Source organism: Rhizobium sp. BK650 (genome assembly GCF_014195325.1).
Lineage (GTDB): Bacteria > Pseudomonadota > Alphaproteobacteria > Rhizobiales > Rhizobiaceae > Rhizobium.
Genome location: NZ_JACIBK010000008.1, coordinates 295,078 through 312,388, shown reverse-complemented (window position 1 = coordinate 312,388; position 17,311 = coordinate 295,078). Strand labels below are relative to the sequence as shown.

General features: G+C 59.2%; 14 protein-coding genes. 4 read left to right on the top strand and 10 right to left on the bottom strand.

The genetic code is table 11. From position 1 onward, the window contains the following. The first annotated feature begins 468 nt into the window (after positions 1-468). Complete coding sequence (locus FHX15_RS20770) at positions 469-2,412, top strand: M23 family metallopeptidase (protein ID WP_184400237.1); 1,944 nt, start codon at positions 469-471, stop codon at positions 2,410-2,412. A gap of 68 nt (positions 2,413-2,480) precedes the next feature. On the opposite strand, the gene clpB is transcribed toward FHX15_RS20770, so the two are convergent. The 6 genes from clpB to FHX15_RS20740 all read right to left on the bottom strand — a co-directional run bounded on the left by clpB (position 2,481) and on the right by FHX15_RS20740 (position 12,129). Next, entirely contained in the window at positions 2,481-5,084 is a 2,604-nt protein-coding gene (gene clpB, locus FHX15_RS20765) for an ATP-dependent chaperone ClpB (protein WP_184400236.1), read from the bottom strand. 387 nt (positions 5,085-5,471) lie between these two features. After that, positions 5,472-6,179 (bottom strand): DUF4167 domain-containing protein, encoded by a 708-nt coding sequence (locus FHX15_RS20760; RefSeq protein WP_184400235.1) that lies wholly within the window; start codon positions 6,177-6,179, stop codon positions 5,472-5,474. A 345-nt stretch (positions 6,180-6,524) separates the two neighbouring features. After that, positions 6,525-7,394, bottom strand: coding sequence for a peptide chain release factor N(5)-glutamine methyltransferase (gene prmC, locus FHX15_RS20755; protein ID WP_184400234.1), 870 nt, complete (start codon positions 7,392-7,394; stop codon positions 6,525-6,527). Continuing rightward, on the bottom strand, positions 7,391-8,470 hold the full coding sequence (prfA, locus tag FHX15_RS20750) for a peptide chain release factor 1 (RefSeq protein ID WP_184400233.1): 1,080 nt from the start codon (positions 8,468-8,470) through the stop codon (positions 7,391-7,393). Before prfA ends, prmC begins: the two co-directional genes overlap by 4 nt. A 28-nt stretch (positions 8,471-8,498) precedes the next feature. Continuing rightward, positions 8,499-10,766 carry a phosphoenolpyruvate--protein phosphotransferase gene (ptsP, locus tag FHX15_RS20745; protein ID WP_184400232.1) on the bottom strand — a complete coding sequence of 756 codons (2,268 nt, stop codon included), beginning with the start codon at positions 10,764-10,766 and terminating at the stop codon, positions 8,499-8,501. An 88-nt stretch (positions 10,767-10,854) separates the two neighbouring features. Continuing rightward, positions 10,855-12,129 (bottom strand): aspartate kinase, encoded by a 1,275-nt coding sequence (locus FHX15_RS20740; protein ID WP_184400231.1) that lies wholly within the window; start codon positions 12,127-12,129, stop codon positions 10,855-10,857. A gap of 409 nt (positions 12,130-12,538) precedes the next feature. Between FHX15_RS20740 and FHX15_RS20735 the strand changes: the two genes are divergently transcribed. Together FHX15_RS20735 and ubiG are read left to right on the top strand one after the other, a co-directional pair. Next, positions 12,539-13,021 (top strand): BA14K family protein, encoded by a 483-nt coding sequence (locus FHX15_RS20735; RefSeq protein WP_184400230.1) that lies wholly within the window; start codon positions 12,539-12,541, stop codon positions 13,019-13,021. A gap of 166 nt (positions 13,022-13,187) precedes the next feature. Next, positions 13,188-13,934 (top strand): bifunctional 2-polyprenyl-6-hydroxyphenol methylase/3-demethylubiquinol 3-O-methyltransferase UbiG, encoded by a 747-nt coding sequence (gene ubiG / locus FHX15_RS20730; RefSeq protein WP_184400229.1) that lies wholly within the window; start codon positions 13,188-13,190, stop codon positions 13,932-13,934. Between the two features lie 51 nt (positions 13,935-13,985). Here the strand turns inward: ubiG and FHX15_RS20725 are convergent, their stop codons facing one another. The 4 genes from FHX15_RS20725 to FHX15_RS20710 are packed head-to-tail and all read right to left on the bottom strand — an operon-like array spanning position 13,986 to position 16,345. Further along, positions 13,986-14,414: a DUF1178 family protein gene (locus tag FHX15_RS20725; RefSeq protein ID WP_184400228.1), complete on the bottom strand. Its 429-nt coding sequence runs from the start codon at positions 14,412-14,414 to the stop codon at positions 13,986-13,988. Next, positions 14,411-15,268: a carbon-nitrogen hydrolase family protein gene (locus FHX15_RS20720; protein WP_184400227.1), complete on the bottom strand. Its 858-nt coding sequence runs from the start codon at positions 15,266-15,268 to the stop codon at positions 14,411-14,413. The genes FHX15_RS20725 and FHX15_RS20720 overlap by 4 nt, the downstream gene beginning before the upstream one ends. A 9-nt stretch (positions 15,269-15,277) precedes the next feature. Then, positions 15,278-15,535: a glutaredoxin 3 gene (gene grxC, locus FHX15_RS20715; RefSeq protein WP_184400226.1), complete on the bottom strand. Its 258-nt coding sequence runs from the start codon at positions 15,533-15,535 to the stop codon at positions 15,278-15,280. A 33-nt stretch (positions 15,536-15,568) separates the two neighbouring features. After that, positions 15,569-16,345 (bottom strand): ComF family protein, encoded by a 777-nt coding sequence (locus tag FHX15_RS20710; protein ID WP_184400225.1) that lies wholly within the window; start codon positions 16,343-16,345, stop codon positions 15,569-15,571. A 77-nt stretch (positions 16,346-16,422) separates the two neighbouring features. On the opposite strand from FHX15_RS20710, the gene FHX15_RS20705 reads away from it, so the two are divergent. Beyond that, positions 16,423-17,307: a methyltransferase domain-containing protein gene (locus tag FHX15_RS20705; protein WP_184400252.1), complete on the top strand. Its 885-nt coding sequence runs from the start codon at positions 16,423-16,425 to the stop codon at positions 17,305-17,307. Positions 17,308-17,311 lie beyond the last annotated feature (4 nt).

Genomic DNA, 17,311 nt, shown 5'->3' with positions numbered 1-17,311 from the left:
AGCTTCCCGCCAATCCGCTTGATTTCTTCAGAACGAGGAACTTCGTCGCCAGCAGCGCCGCCGCCCTCGTCAGTGATCGGGCTTATAATCCCTCAACATTCATACAGTCAACAGGGCTTTTTCAAAAAAATCATCTTTCTCGTATATCCTTGTTTTGTCTAGGGGTTTTATAACGACCTATAAAATCCGGTCCTTTTCCGGATTCGGATCGCCCTAGAAAGCCAGTGAAAACATGACTGTTTGTCGGTTTTCTTGTGGAAGATACGATTTTGATCACCTTCGCCCCGACATCATCACATTCTGCTGGTCAGAGGAAACACGCACGATTCACGCAGGCACGCGCGGATAACATGCCCATTCCTGTGTGATTTGACTTCGGCGCCCAAAATATGCACATCTTTCGCCCAGCCAGGATGGCCCGCGGATGCCCAGAACGACATCAAATGTAAGGATGCGAACCCAGCTGCCATGATGACGGAGAAAATGATGATCCGCTCGCTCGGCAGCGAGCCTCCGCTTCTGGCAGACGGGCGACGCGCACCCGACCGGCGCGAAGTTTCGCTTCGCTGGCTTTCGGGCACGTTCCTCACTGGCATTACCTCTTCGATCCTCATGGGTGTCGCGCTTTTTGCCGCCCTCGACGGCCGACAGCAATTGGCAATCCCGGCTGAAGCCTATGCAAGCACATCGGCAGACGCACATCAGGATACGTCCGTTGCCCGCGGCGGCCGTCTGATCGCCCCCGTCATCGCCGCCAAACCGTCCGACCGCGCCATCATGGAAGTCTCGACCGTCGTCCATGACGGCGAAAAAGAAGTCGTACGCCGCCAGCCCTTCTCCCATGTGAAGATGATGCTGGCTGCCAATCACGTGGCGACCGAGGATTATCCGGACTTCGATCCGCTGGCCATCTTCTCGGCTGACGAGCCCGAGCCAGCGCCGCAAAGCCGTACCGGTGCTATTTACGGCTCCGATGTCGAATCCGAAGTAGCATTGAAGACCGTTCCTTTCCCTACCGGCAAGTCCGACCTCAACATGGCCCCCGGCCTGACACTTGACGAAGTCGAAGAGAACGTCCGCTCCAACGGTTCTGTGCTAACGGACGGAAATGCCCAACTTGCCGCCCTCTACTACGTGGATCCGCGCCGCTTCTCCAACGAAGATAACGACGTCGACCTGACCGCCGGCCTCGCGGCCCGCGTGCTCGAACAGAACATGACGGTCTCGGCGCCAGAATCCATCACGCCGCAGACCGAGGAATTTGCGGACGACATCCTGCCGGTGCGCCAGGACACGACGATCGCCAAGGCGCTTGCCGATTCCGGTTACCCGCAGCTGCAGGCGGACGGCATGTCCGGTTACATCGCTCCCTTCCTCGGCACTGATACACTTTCGAAGGGCGACGTCCTGCGTATCGGCATCATTCAGAAGGGCGAGCAGGCAAAGATCATACGCGCCAGCATCTACCGCGGCACCCGACATCTGATTACAGTCGCACTCGATGACCATAGCCGTTTCGTAGCCGGCAGTGAACCGCCGATGCTGGACGCGATCGCCACCGCTTTCGAAGACAATTCCTTCGCCCCGGCCGCCGGCCAGAACCTGCCGCGTGTCTATGACGGTATCTACCGCGCAGCGCTCTCCTATGGCATGACCAAGGACATGACAGCGCTGATCATCAAGCTGCTCGCCGCCAATGTCGATTTCCAGGCGCAGTTGAGGCCGACAGATTACCTCGAAGCCTTCTTCTCCGTTACCGACAGCAAAGGCCAGGCGACGGAGGATTCCGAGCTTCTCTACGTCAATGCCCGCTTCGGCGATACACTGACGCGCTTCTACCGCTTCCAGGACCCGGAAGACGGCACGATCGACTACTTCGATCAGGACGGCAAGAGTATCCGCCAATTCCTGTTGCGCAACCCGGTTCCGAACGGCATTTTCAAGTCCGGCTTTGGTATGCGGCGCCACCCGATCCTCGGCTTCGCCCGCATGCACACCGGTGTCGACTGGGCAGCTCCACGCGGCACGGCGATCATTGCAGCCGGCAACGGCACAGTCGAAAAGGCCGGCTGGGATTCCGGCGGCTACGGCAACCAGACGATCGTCCGTCACGCCAACGGCTATGAATCCTCCTATAACCACCAGAGCGCCATCGCCAAGGGCATCGTGCCAGGCGCCAAGGTGCGGCAGGGTCAGGTGATCGGCTGGGTCGGCACCACAGGCGAATCCACCGGGCCGCACCTGCACTACGAACTGATCGTCAACGGAACGAAGGTCGACCCGCTGCGCATCCGTCTGCCGGGCGGCAAATCGCTCAAGGGCGATACGCTCGCCAAGTTCGAGGACGAACGCAAGCGTATCGACACGCTGCTGAACAACCAGCCCGCGTCGGACCAGGTCGCTAGCAAGTAGTTCTTCCTTTCTGCAGAGACAAAAATGGCGGCCCGAGAGCCGCCATTTTAATCCTCATATATGCAGCCTCACGCTGCTTCGTTCACCGACTGCTTCGATCGGAACAGCAACCGGTCCGAACCACTGGTGATGTTGACCGTCGATCCATCCGGCACCTCACCTGACAGGATCTGCTCAGCAAGCGGATCCTGGACGAACTTCTGGATCACCCTCTTCAGCGGGCGAGCGCCATAGACCGGGTCATACCCCTTGTTCGCCAGCCAATTGCGGGCATCTTCGTCGAGATCGAGCGTAATCTTGCGCTCGGACAACAGCGAAACCAGCCGCTTGAGCTGGATATCGACAATCGCGCCCATTTCCTCACGCTTCAGGCGGTGGAAGAGGATGATCTCGTCGATACGGTTCAGGAACTCCGGCCGGAAGTGACTGCGGACCACATCCATCACCTGCTCGCGCACCGTCTCGCTGTCATCGCCTTCGCGCAATTGCGTCAGGTATTCGGCACCGAGATTCGACGTCATGATGATCATCGTGTTGCGGAAGTCGACCGTACGGCCCTGACCATCGGTCAAGCGACCGTCGTCCAGCACCTGCAGCAGAATGTTGAAGACATCTGGATGCGCCTTCTCGATCTCGTCGAACAGCACGACCTGATAGGGCCGGCGACGGACAGCTTCCGTTAGCGCACCGCCTTCGTCATAGCCGACATAGCCCGGAGGGGCACCGATCAACCGGGCCACAGAGTGTTTCTCCATGTACTCAGACATGTCCATGCGTACCATCGCCGTCTCGTCGTCGAAGAGGAAGCGGGCGAGAGCCTTGGTGAGCTCCGTCTTGCCGACACCGGTCGGGCCGAGGAAGATGAACGAGCCGATCGGCCGGTTCGGATCCTGAAGGCCGGCGCGGGCCCGGCGCACGGCGCGCGAAACCGCTTGAACCGCATCGCCCTGGCCGATCACGGACTTTGCCAACTCGTCTTCCATCCTGAGCAGCTTGTCGCGTTCGCCTTCCAGCATCTTGTCGACAGGAATACCGGTCCAGCGGGAAACAACATGGGCGATATTGTCGGGGGTCACAACCTCCTGCACCATCGCGTTGCGGCTGTTGTCTTCCTTGCTTTCGGCATCAGCAAGTTGCTTTTCGAGACCCGGGATCACGCCATAGGCAAGCTCGCCGGCGCGCTGGAATTCACCCTTGCGCTGGGCGATCGCCAACTCATTGCGGGCGTCATCGAGCTGCTTTTTAAGGTCCGCAGCAAGGCCGAGCTTCTGCTTTTCCGCCTGCCAGCGGGCGGTCAGCGCATCAGCCTCTTCCTCGAGCGAGGTGAGCTCGCCTTCCAAACGCTTCAGCCGATCGGCGGAGGCAACGTCGGTTTCCTTCTTCAACGCCTCCCGCTCGATCTTGAGCTGGATGATGCGGCGGTCGAGTTCATCGAGCTCTTCCGGCTTCGAGTCCACCTGCATGCGCAAGCGAGCAGCCGCCTCGTCCATCAGGTCGATCGCCTTGTCCGGCAGGAAACGGTCGGTAATGTAGCGGTTGGAAAGGGTCGCAGCGGCAACCAACGCAGCATCGGCGATGCGCACCTTGTGATGCTGCTCGTACTTTTCCTTCAGACCGCGCAGGATCGAAATCGTATCCTCGACCGTCGGCTCCTCGACCACGACCGGCTGGAAACGGCGGGCAAGAGCGGGATCTTTTTCGACATGCTTGCGATACTCGTCGAGCGTGGTTGCGCCGACGCAATGCAGTTCGCCACGCGCGAGGGCAGGTTTCAGCAGATTGGAGGCGTCCATCGCCCCATCAGCCTTACCGGCGCCAACCAGCGTGTGCATTTCGTCAATGAAGAGGATGATCTCGCCGTCTTCCGACTGAACCTCGTTCAGCACTGCCTTCAGTCGCTCTTCGAATTCCCCTCGGAACTTCGCGCCGGCAATCAAGGCACCCATGTCGAGCGCCATCAGCTTCTTGTCCTTCAGGCTTTCCGGTACGTCGCCATTGACGATACGCAGCGCAAGGCCCTCGACAATCGCGGTTTTGCCGACGCCAGGCTCACCGATGAGCACCGGGTTGTTCTTGGTACGGCGGGAGAGGACCTGAATCGTGCGGCGGATTTCGTCGTCACGGCCGATTACCGGATCGAGCTTACCCTCGCGGGCTTCGCTCGTTAGGTCGCGCGCATATTTCTTGAGGCTATCGAAACCTTGCTCGGCGCTTGCCGTATCGGCAGTGCGGCCCTTGCGGATGTCATTGATGACCTGATTGAGCGCCTGCGCTGTTACGCCGGCATTCTTCAGCGACTGATAGGTCGAGGCAGACGCTTCGATCGCCAGCGCCTGCAACAGACGCTCGACCGTTACGAAACTATCGCCAGCTTTCTTTGCAGCCTCCTCGGCAGTCGAGAAAACCTTTGCGAGCGGCTGGGCGAGATAGATGTTGCCGTTACCACCGGAAACCTTCGGCAGTTTGGCAAGGGCGGCGTCATTGGCAAACCGTGCAGCTTTGGCATCGCCGCCGGCGCGTTCGATCAGTGAAACAGCCATGCCCTGATCATCGTCGAGCAGGACTTTGAGCACATGTTCCGGCGTGAATTGCTGGTGCCCCTGTGCAAGCGCATAGGTCTGCGCCGACTGGACGAATCCGCGCACCCGCTCAGAATATTTTTCGATATTCATATGTTACCTCCATGAATCGCTCTGCCCTTCATAAGGCACAGACCGATGATTGAGATTGAGCTCCCTCAAAAGGCAAGCCCTGTTTGCCGCCATTGAGATTTACGGCAACCTGGGCAGGATATGGTGGGGAATCCCAAGAGTTTAAAGGGGTAGCATGTGGGAAAACTTCGCCCGAGCGCCATCTCTCGCGCCTGCTATTTGGCTAACAACGGACGTCCGGCAGCACCATCGCGAAGCGGAGCGAATGCCTCGAAGGCGGCATGCGGAAGTACGTCACCGCAACTTTGCGCGTAAACTGTGTCGAGAAGCGAAAATGGCGAATAACTTCGCAAAAGAAAAGGCCGCCCAGAAAGGGCGACCTTTTGAAATTCCGCGCTCGAAGCAAGCCTATTCGGAAGCGGCCTCGGCGAGGGCAGGCGCTTCCGCGGAGGCGCCTTCTTCGCCAGCCGCTTCGCCTTCGGCACCACGGCGCGGACGGCGGGGGCGACTGCCGGCATTGCGTCGGCGGGCTTGGCGCTCGCGCTGGGGCGCCGCAGAACCTTCCTCTTCCATGGCAACTTCGGCAGGAATGCCTTCGATATCCGGCTGCGGCCCGGTTCCGTCGATCACTTCCGCCTGAGCTTGTGCAGGCGCAGGTGTCGCGGCAGCTGGCTGCTGCTGTTCTCGCCGCTGCTGGTGCGGCGGCTGAACGATGACGACATCATCGTTATTTGCTGTATCCAGCTCGTCGCCATCGCGGTCCGTATTGTCACGATCACTAAAATCGTTGCGGTCGTCGCGCTGGAAGCGCTCCTGCATCTGCGCCTGTGCGGCGGCAATGATGCGGTTATAGTGCTCGGCGTGCTGCAAGTAATTTTCAGCAATGACGCGGTCGCCGGAGCTCTGGGCGTCACGCGCGAGCTGAGCATATTTCTCAGCGATGTGCTGCGCAGTGCCGCGGATTTTCACATCGGGGCCGGAGCTGTCATAGGTCCGGGTCAGCGGGTTTCCGCCTTTGCGGTTAAAATTGTTGTTATTGTTATTTCCACCGCCGCCATTGTTATTGTTGTTATTGCCACGCCCTCGACCGCGCTTATTCTGCTGTCCTGGCCTCATCGATCGTTCACCTGAATTCTCTGTTTGTGATTGGATACATGGCACCAACCGCCAAGACCGGTCCATCCGGATCAGGGCCTTCGTGCCGCAAGCATAGTGCGCCTTCGCGCCGACCTGCCGCTTGTCTTCAAGTCAGTTTGACTGATTCACGCATTGGGTCGTGTTCAACCTTTGAAACTCTCGTTTAAAAGAGCAGACCCCCGAAGCTGAGCAAGTACCGAACGAATCTCGTTCATCCCTATGCGCCCAACGCGTAAGGGCAACCTATATTGCTTCCTCGGGAAATCCAAGCCTTTTCTTCGCAATAGCAATAATGTCCAGTTCGATGCTGCAATTTGCCGCCGGTCATGCCGGCGAGAACACAAGCACTCTATCGTTCTGACCATAGTCTTTCACAGATTGGAGGCACTTGAAGCCTTCCGCTTCAAAGATAGCCGTCACATCATTTCGCTGATCGTAGCCGATTTCCAGTCCGACGACCCCATTCGGCCGTACGAACCTTGCTGCATCCTTTGCTATGGCTTTGTAAGCGTCAAGTCCATCCGTACCGCCGTCCAGAGCTGCAGCCGGATCAAATTTCGTCACTTCGGGAGCGAGATCGTGAATGACATTGGAGGCAATATAGGGCGGATTTGAGACAATCGCATGAAACGTCCCGTGGATGTTCTCGAACCAGTTCGAGCGAATGGTTGTGAACCGCTCCTGCAATCCGTTTCTTTCTGCGTTTGATCTTGCCGTTTCAAGTGCATCGGCCGAGATGTCGCTGCCGACGCCTGATGCTTCCGGGCATTCACTCAGGAGCGCAAGGCAAATCGCTCCGGTCCCGGTTCCGATGTCTAGAATATGGAGATCGCCCTCGGTCTTTGCAAGATCGCGCAGATAAGGAATGATCGAATCGACGAGAATTTCGGTGTCCGGCCGCGGCTCCAGCGTGCCTGCCGAAAGCCGAAGCGGCAAGCCGTAGAACTCCCGCTCGCCAAGAATGCGATGCACCGGCTCGTGTTTCAATCGCCTCTCGATTGCCCGCCCAATGGTCCCTGCCTGCTCTTCCGAAATCGCCTCGCGGCCTGCCGTTAACATCGCGGTCGGAGAAAGTTTCAACAATCCCGCGATCAGCAGCCGCGCATCTGTCTGCGGATCGTCGATACCCGCTTCGGCGAAACGGCGCCGGGCCTCGGCAAGCACCTCTGAAACCGTCGGCCCGGACGCGGTCATTGCTGTTCGCCAAGCTGTGCGAGCTGGCTCGCCTGATAGTCCGCCAGCAGCGCATCCACCACTTCGTCGATCTCACCGACCATCATCCGGTCGAGCTTGTAGAGTGTCAGGTTGATGCGATGGTCGGTCACCCGCCCCTGCGGGAAATTATAGGTGCGGATGCGCTCGGAGCGGTCCCCCGAGCCGACTTGGCTCTTGCGGTCGGCGGAACGTTCACTGTCAGCCCGCTGCCGCTCAGCATCATAAAGACGCGAGCGCAGCACCTGGATGGCCTTGGCGCGGTTCTGATGCTGGGATTTTTCCGAGCTTGTCACCACGATGCCCGTCGGCAGGTGGGTGATACGCACTGCCGAGTCCGTCGTATTGACGTGCTGGCCGCCTGCGCCCGACGAGCGCATCGTATCAATGCGGATATCTTCCGGCCGGATTTCGATATCGATCTCTTCGGCTTCCGGAAGAACGGCGACAGTCGCCGCCGAAGTGTGAATGCGCCCGCCCGCTTCCGTCTCCGGCACGCGCTGCACACGGTGCACGCCGGATTCAAACTTCAGCTTGGCAAAGACGCCCTTGCCGGTGATCGTTGCAATGATTTCCTTGTAGCCGCCGGCTTCGCCTTCGCTCGACGACAGCACTTCCACCTTCCAGCCGTGCGTTGCCGCGTAACGCTCATACATGCGGAAAAGGTCCCCGGCGAAAAGAGCCGCCTCGTTGCCGCCGGTACCGGCGCGGATTTCCAGAATCGCGCTCTTCTCGTCGGCTGCATCCTTTGGCAAGAGCAGGATCTGGATTTCGTTTTCCAGCGCCTCGATCCGCTCTTTCACGTCAGGCAGCTCGAGTTCGGCAAGCTCGCGCATGTCGCGATCGACGGACCTATCTTCGAGCAGCACTTCCAGATCGGCAAGCTCATCGATTGCCTTCTCATAGGCGCGGATCTTAGTCACGACCGGCTGCAGTTCGGAATATTCGGATGCGAGCTTTACATAGATGTCCGCCGAGGGACCGGCGGACATGCGCGCTTCGATCTCGCCGAAGCGGCGCTCAAGCTCGCGCATCTTTTCAATGGGAAGCTTCGCCACCCCTTGCTCCTATTCTTCTTATATATCACTAAAGGGGAATATTGTGGCTCTCGGCGAAGCGGGCAAGCACCTCGCGCATTGGCACGGTCGCATTTCGGTCGTCCAGCGCCTCATTGACAGCTTTCGTCAGTGCTTCGGCATCGAGGCCGAGCAACATCGCCTTGACGGGTCCGATCGAGGCCGGCGACATGGAGATGGAACGGAAGCCGACACCAAGCAAAGCCATGGCCGAAAGCGGCTTGCCGGCCAGCTCGCCACATAGCGTCACGGGGGTCTTGTTGCGATCTGCGCCGCGCACGATATCGCGCAGAATCCGCAGGAATGGCCGCTCCAGCGGATCGAATCGTTCGGAAACCCGCGCATTGCCTCGATCGACTGCCATCGCGAACTGGAAGAGATCGTTGGAACCAACCGAAACGAAATCGACCGCATCCATTAACTCATCGAGCTGCCAGAGCAGCGCGGGCACTTCCAGCATCGCACCGAATTGCAGCTTGCGCGGCAGGCCGTGACCGAAGCGCGAAAGATGCTGCACTTCCTTCTGCAGAAGCTCACGCACCTGTTTGAGTTCCGAAACCTCCGTCACCATCGGCACCATCAGCTTTAGCTCGGCACCTGCCGCTGCCTTCAGCATCGCGCGCAACTGCGTGCGCAACAGTCCCGGCCGGTCGAGCGACAGGCGAATCGCCCGCCAGCCGAGCGCCGGGTTCTCTTCCTCGTGGCCACGGAAATAAGGAATAACCTTGTCACCGCCGATATCGAGCGTGCGGAAGGTCACGACTCGGCCACCCGCCTGCTTCAATACATTGCGGTAGAACATTTCCTGTTCTTCCGCCTTCGGCATGGTCGAGGCGATCATGAACTGCAGCTCGGTACGGAAAAGACCGATACCTTCCGCTCCCGATTCCGCCAGCTGTGGCAGGTCGACCAGCAAGCCGGCATTCATCAGCAGCTGGATGCGCTGCCCATCCTTGGTAACCGGCTCGACGGAGCGCAGCGCCCGGAATTGCTCTTGTCGCCTGGCGCGGAAACGGACCTTTTCTTCGTAGGAGCGCTGATGCTCCGGCATCGGCCGGATATGCACATGCCCCTCGTCACCGTCGATAATGACGGCGTCGCCGTTTTCGGCAAGCGCCACAACACCGGCCGCCTGGCCGATGACAGGAATGCCCATGGCGCGTGCGACGATCACCACATGGCTCGTGACCGCACCTTCTTCTAACACCAGCCCGCGCACATTGGCGCGCGGATAGTCAAGGAGCTCCGCCGCACCCATGGCGCGCGCCAAGATGATCGCATCGTTTGGAAAACCCTCGGCCGTCGTTCGTCCGGAGTAGCCGGTCAACACCCGCAGCAGCCGGTTCGCCAAATCTTCGAAATCATGCATCCGCTCGCGCAGATACGGATCTGTCAGGCGCATCATGCGCGCCTTAGTGTCGCTCTGAACCTTCTCAACCGCCGCTTCCGCAGTCAGACCGTTACGGATCGCCTCTTCCAGCTTACGCACCCAGCCCTGGTCGTGGGCGAACATGCGATAGGTTTCGAGCACCTCGCGATGCTCACCTTCCATGGAAACATCGCGGCGCGACAGCATGTCGTCGATAGAAATTCGAAGCGAGCCCATGGCTTCCGCCAGCCGCCGGATTTCTTTTTCCGCGTCCTCGTTGAGCAGATTGGTGACGACGATGCGCGGCTCGTGCAGCACAACGTAACCGAGGCCAATTCCGTCATTATACGTATCGCCGTCGACCGTTACCGAACGAGTGAGATCGAGTTCGAGGCCTGGCTTGGTAATTTTCTTGAGTTCGCCTGTCGCGATCATCTCGGCGAGAACCATCGCCGTAGTCTCGAGCGCTTCCAGCTCCTCGTCGCGGTAATTGCGGCTCGCTTTGTTCTGCACGACGAGAACGCCAAGAGAGCGGCCCGTGCGCAGAATCGGCACCCCGAGGAAAGAATGATAGATTTCTTCGCCCGTTTCCGGCAGGTAGCGGAAGGCCGGATGTGATTGCGCGTCTGAAAGATTGAGCGACTGGGCCGATGCGGCGATCGTGCCGACGAGGCCTTGCCCCATCTTCAGCTGCGAAAGGTGGACAGCTTCCTTATTGAGACCTTCGGTAGCATAAAGCTCGAGAACCCCATCGGCGCGCAGCACGTAGACGGAGCAGACTTCGGCCACCATGTTGCTGGCGATCTGGCGCACGATCCGGTCGAGTCGCTCCTGCGGCTCCAGCGGCTCCGCCATCAACTCGCGCAGCCGCTTGAGCAATACGCGCGGACCGCCGGAAAGGTCTCTCATTGCGTCTCAAGCTCCCGAAACAAACGCCTATGCGGCCAGAAAAACCGGCCGCATCTTCAACCTGAAGGGGCGGGCCGCCCGCTGGGAATCAATTCTTATCCAGACCGTAGCAGGAATGCAAAGTTCTGACAGCGAGTTCTGCATAGGGACCATCGATCAGGATCGAAATCTTGATCTCCGATGTCGTGATCGCCTTTATGTTGATGCCTTTTTCGGCAAGTGCCCGGAACGCGGTCGCCGCAACGCCCGCATGGCTGCGCATGCCGATACCGATGACGGAAACCTTCACCAGCCCCGATTCGCTCTGCGCGACGTCGTAGCCGATCTTCTGCTTGTTGTCGGAGAGAACCTTGATCGCCTTCTCGACATCGCCCGAGGGCACGGTGAAGGTCATGTCTGTCTTCGAGCCGTCTTCGGAAATGTTCTGGACGATCATGTCGACATTGATGTGGCTCTCGGCGAGCGGCCCGAAGATTGCGGCAGAAACGCCCGGCCGGTCGGCAAGACGGCGAAGCGAGATCTGAGCCTCATCCTTGGCATAGGCGATGCCGGTGACTACTTCCTGTTCCACGATTTCATCCTCGTCACAAATCAGCGTTCCGGGCGGGTTCAAGAGGTCGCCCATGCCCGGAGCATCGGGATCCTCGAAAGACGAACGCACGAAAGTGCGCACCTTATGCACCATGGCAAGCTCGACAGAGCGCACCTGAAGAACCTTGGCACCGAGCGATGCCATTTCCAGCATTTCTTCGAAAGCGATCTTCTTCAGACGCCGTGCCTTGGGCTCGATGCGCGGATCGGTCGTATAGACGCCATCGACATCGGTATAGATGTCGCAGCGGTCAGCTTTCACGGCGGCGGCGATCGCAACGGCCGACGTATCAGATCCGCCGCGTCCGAGCGTCGAGATGCGATTGTCTGGCCCGAGGCCTTGGAAACCGGCGACGACCGCAACCTGCCCCTCGCCCATCCGCTTGATGATATCGGCCCCATCGATTTCCATGATGCGGGCCGCGCCATGCGCATTGTCGGTGCGGATCGGGATCTGCCAGCCCTGCCAGGAGCGGGCATTGATGCCCATGCTCTGCAGCGCGATTGCGAGAAGGCCCGATGTAACCTGTTCGCCCGAGGCAACGACGGCATCATATTCGCGTGCATCGTAGAAGGGCGAATTTGCGCCGATTACCTTTGGTGTGCCCTGTACCCAGCCGACCAGTTCGTTGGTCTTGCCGGACATGGCGGAAACGACGACCGCCACTTCATGGCCGGCGTCGACTTCACGTTTCACATGGCGGGCAACGTTTTTGATGCGGTCCAGATCAGCGACGGAAGTTCCGCCGAATTTCATAACGATGCGTGCCATAAGCCTCTACCACGACCCGCGCGAGATTGCCGGAAACGAGATTTGCTTCTCCGGGACGCCACGCGCCATTCACAAATCGCCGGGAGGCTGTTTCATCCTCCGCGGCATCAGAAATCCCAATTGCCGATCGACCGAAGAGCCCGGAAATGCTGGTTTCTGGAACGCTTCTGAAGCCCCGCCAACCAAGGACGAAAGTTGGGCGTCTCTTAGCGAGTTTGACAAAGGGTGGCAAGGGCGGGAACGGAGTGAAATGGAAGCGACAGAATTTCGTCAAAAATGGTTGCAGCGGCTGCTGAAAAAGCGTCCTGTTCCCCATGTCGGTAAAGCAAGAGCACGCAGCCGTTTGAAACTTAATGGGCCCAAATGCGTTTAAATTGCAGATAGATGTATCAGCAATTTGGTGAGCAGAATGAGAAGATTAGCGATAATTGCATTGTCGATCGCAACCGCATTCTCCGGAATGCCTGCATGGGCGGGTCCGGTCTATACCGCAAATCCGGCCCAATCGGCAGCGCAGCCGCAGACCGCCGATCAAACCGACCTTCTTCAAGTGGGCTGCAACAATTTCACGAACTGTCCTCGTTATGACTACGGAGGCCGAGGCTGGCAAAATTACCGCTATTCGGACCGTTATCGATACGACCGCAGCTGGGATCGCCGTTACTACGGAGACCGCTACTACCGCGACCGCCATTATCGCCGGCACGACAACACTGGCGCCATTATTGGTGGTCTGGCTGCTGGCGCTATCATCGGTAGTATTATAGCCTCGCAGCCGCGTGAGCGTAACAGCAGCTCGCATGTCGATTACTGCTACAGCCGTTATCGCTCGTACCGTGCATATGACAATACGTACCAGCCCGCGTACGGCCCGCGCCGTCAGTGCCGGTAAATCGGCATCATCTCACATCCGAAACCCCGCCAAGACGCGGGGTTTTTTACTGCTTCAGCCTTGCTTTATTTTTTCGGTCTTTGCCAAGTCGCCGGTGCGAACTGACCGCCCTTGACTTATTGCCCCGATAGTCCGACTTCACTGACAGGATATGAAGGAGCGGCAGATGAACGAAGCGGCCAAAACCACCATCGACCAGAGCGAGGTCGATCGCTTTTCCGCCATGGCAGCCGAATGGTGGAGCCCGACGGGCAAGTTCAAGCCGCTGCATAAATTCAATCCTGTTCGCTTGGCCTTTATCCGCGACAAGGCGGCGGAGAATTTCTCACGCAATACTAAGAGCGCCAAACCATTGGAAGGCCTTCGCGTGCTCGATATCGGCTGCGGTGGTGGCCTCTTGTCCGAGCCGGTCGCCCGGATGGGCGCTGACGTCATCGGCGCCGATCCCTCCGAAAAGAATATCGGCATCGCCGCCACCCACGCCAAGGCATCGGGTGTCGTGGTCGACTATCGCGCCGTCACGGCCGAGCATCTCGCCGAGACCGGCGAGACCTTCGATATCGTGCTCAACATGGAAGTGGTGGAACATGTGGCCGATGTCGAGCTCTTCATGAATACCTGCGCGCGCATGGTCCGGCCAGGCGGCCTGATGTTCGTCGCCACCATCAACCGCACCATGAAGGCGGCCGCGCTGGCCATCTTTGCCGCAGAAAACGTCCTGCGCTGGCTGCCGCGCGGCACGCATCAGTATGAGAAGCTCGTGCGTCCGGAAGAGCTGGAAAAGCCGCTCGCTGCAAGCGGCCTCGAAATCATTGACCGCACGGGCGTCTTCTTCAATCCACTGGCAAACCAGTGGAACCTGTCGAAGGACATGGACGTGAACTATATGCTACTGGCAAAACGATCGGCCTGATAGCGTCCCATGCAGGCCGAGATATAGAAGGCCAGACGCGCAGCCCACATATCAGTTTACGTCTTCAGGCAGGATCGGCAGGGCGGCGATCTCAATGCCTTCGTCCACCAGCGACTGCGCTTCATCGGGTGTCGCCTGGCCGATAATGCCGCGGGCATCCGTCTCGCCGTAATGGATCTTGCGTGCTTCCTCGGGAAAGCGGCTTCCAACATCTTCGGAATTCGCCTTGATCGCGGCAACGGCTTCCTTGAGCTTCAGGAAGGCTTCACGACGGGCCGTATCCATGGCGACGACCTTCATCTCGTCCTTCTTGCGTGCGGTCGAAACGGAGGGCGCCATGAGCGACTTGGAAATGGAGCCGGAATTGCAGACAGGACAGGTCAGAAAACCGCTCGCGACCTGGCGATCGAAATCCGCGCTTTCAGAAAACCAACCTTCGAACTCATGGGCATTCTCGCAAATAAGGGAATAGCGGATCAAGCTGCTACGCCTCCTGAAACGTCCCCCGCAATCCTCTCGATGGAAAATTCCCGACCATTCTTGAGGTTCGGAATCTTGTCATGCGCGGCCTTCACAGCCGCGGGATCGATCTCCGCCAGAATGACCGCCTCACCAGTTGGGCCGGCGGAGGCCAGCACTTTCCCCCAGGGATCGATGATCATCGAATGGCCAAATGTCTCTCTGCCATCCTCGTGCAGGCCAGCCTGAGCCGCAGCGACGACGAAGACACCGTTTTCGATGGCGCGGGCTCGCAGCAGGATTTCCCAATGCGCTTCGCCCGTCTGCTTCGTGAAAGCGGCCGGAACGGTCATCACCTCGGCGCCGGCAACCGCCTGCGCACGGAAAAGCTGCGGGAAACGCACGTCGTAACAGATGGCAAACCCCATCTCGGCGAAGGGCAGCGACAGGACACGCGCCTCCGATCCTGGCCGATAGGCAGCGCTTTCGCGCCAGCTCTCGCCGTTGTCGAGATCGACGTCAAACATGTGGATCTTATCGTAGCGGTTCAGGATCTCGCCGACAGGCCCGAAGAGGAAACCGCGATTGGCGATCTTGCCATCATCGAGAGCGATCGCCGTCGAGCCGACATGCACGTAAATACCGAGCTCGGCCGCGAGCTCGGAGCCGGTCTTGACGATAATGTCATTGCTCTCGTCGCGCAGTGCTTCCTTTGCTGCAGCGCGATCGCGCTGCAGCATGCCGGTCATTTCGGGCGTCTGCACGTAAGTCGCGCCCTTCGTAGCAGCTTCCCTGACAAGGCGCGCCATCGAAGCGGCATTCCGCTCCGGATCGACACCGGAGCACATCTGGATGGCGGCGGCGGTGAAGCTCATTGCTCTTCCTCAGGCTGCCAGCAGCGGATCGAGCTTGCCTGCTCGATCTAGCGCGTAGAGGTCGTCGCAACCGCCGACATGGGTGCTGCCGATGAAAATCTGCGGGAAGGTGGTGCGGCCGTTCGACTTGCCGAGCATTTCCTGGCGAAGTTCAGGCGAGAAGGTCGCGTCATGCTCGACATAGTCGACGCCCTTCTCTTCGAGCAGGGACTTTGCGCGTGTACAAAAGCCGCAGAACTGCCGCGTATAGATGGTAACGGGTACCATGAATGATCTCCAGACGGTGCTGTTTTCTTATTGTCATATAGTTTCCGCAAGGGCCCTTGCAAAGGTCAAAACCGTTATATCGGCAGCACCTGCCTTACGCAGCGTTCGCGTTGCAGCACCGACTGTCGCGCCTGTCGTATAGACATCGTCGACGAGCACGATGCGCTTGCCGAAAACGTCATTTTCTCTATTGGCGGCGATGATAAAGGCGCCACGAACATTCTCCTCTCGCGCCCGAATTCCGAGGCCGACCTGTTGGCTGGTTCGCTTCGCACGCAGAAGGGTTGCAGGCAGCAGCGGCTTTCCGGCGAGCCGGGCCAGATGCCGGGCGAGTTCCGCTGCCTGGTTGAACTTGCGCGAAACCATTCGGGTGCGATGAAGGGGAACCGGAACGATGGCATCGCAACACTCGACCATGCCGTCTGAAGCGCGCAGCATCCAGCCGGCCATCATCGGTGCAAGGTCGGTGCGATCCCGATATTTGAGGCCATGCACCAGAGTGCGAATGGCATTGTCATGCACGGCTGCCGAACGCAGCCGGTCGAAGGGCGGCGGGTTGGCGATCGCCTCAGCGCTCAGTATGCCGGCTCCAAGATCGTGGGAGAACGGAAAGCCGAGCACCTCGCAATAAGGCCGCTCGATGAACCGAACCTCGGACCAGCATTTGGCACAGAGCCCACGGTGACCGCCCGTCGAAACACCGCAGGCCGCACAGGACGGCGGATAGACGAGATCGGCAAGCATGAAAAAAGGCCGCAGAAGCTGCGCCCATGCCTGTCTCTTCTCTCTTTCCGTCTCGATCATCCCCATATGAGGCAGACTAGCGCGTCGGGAACCAAAGGAAAATCGTCTTGCCGCCTGCCGGACAGGGGATTATGGACATCACTATGGATATCATCTTCGATAAGGTGCAGATCGCCGCGAACCGCCGTCGCGCGCTCGCAAATAATGATCTGAAGGCAGGCTTCCTGCTCGATATCGCCGCCGAGGAACTGGCAGACCGCCTGGCAGTCGTGGAGCGCAGTTTCGAACATGCGGTAGAATTGCACGGCACGACAGGTGCCGCCGCCCGTGCGGCGATGGCGACAGGCAAGGTCGGCAGCCTAACCCGCGTGGAAAGCGACATCCGCTACATCACGTCAGGCGACTCTTTTCTCGAAGCACCGCTCGAAGACGTGCCGCTTGCACCCCAGTCGGCCAATCTGGTGATTGCACCGCTCAACCTGCATTTAACCAACGATACGCCCGGCGTCTTCATACAGATTCGCCGTTCATTGAAGCCGGATGGCCTCTTCCTCGCTGCCATTCCAGGCGCCGGTACGCTGCAGGAACTGCGCGAAGTGCTGCTGGCGACCGAAATCGAGATGACCGGCGGCGCAAGCCCGCGGGTCATCCCTTTCCCCGACGTCCGCGATGTCGGCGGCCTGCTGCAGCGCGCAGGTTTTGCGCTCCCCGTCATCGACGCAGAGAATTACACGGCACGCTACGATTCGCTATTTCCGCTGATGCGTGACCTGAGAGCAATGGGCATGACCAATCCGCTGGAAGCCCGCAGCCGCAAACCGCTGACGCGGGCTTTCTTCTTGCGCGCAGCCGAAATCTATGCCGAGCGCTATTCCGACCCGGACGGCCGTATTCGTGCGACGTTTTCAATAATCTACGTGTCAGGGTGGGCACCGCACGAAAGCCAGCAGCAGCCGTTAAAACCGGGATCAGCAAAAGCTCGGCTTGCCGACGCCCTGAAGGTGGAAGAGAAGAAGCTCAGGCAATGACACC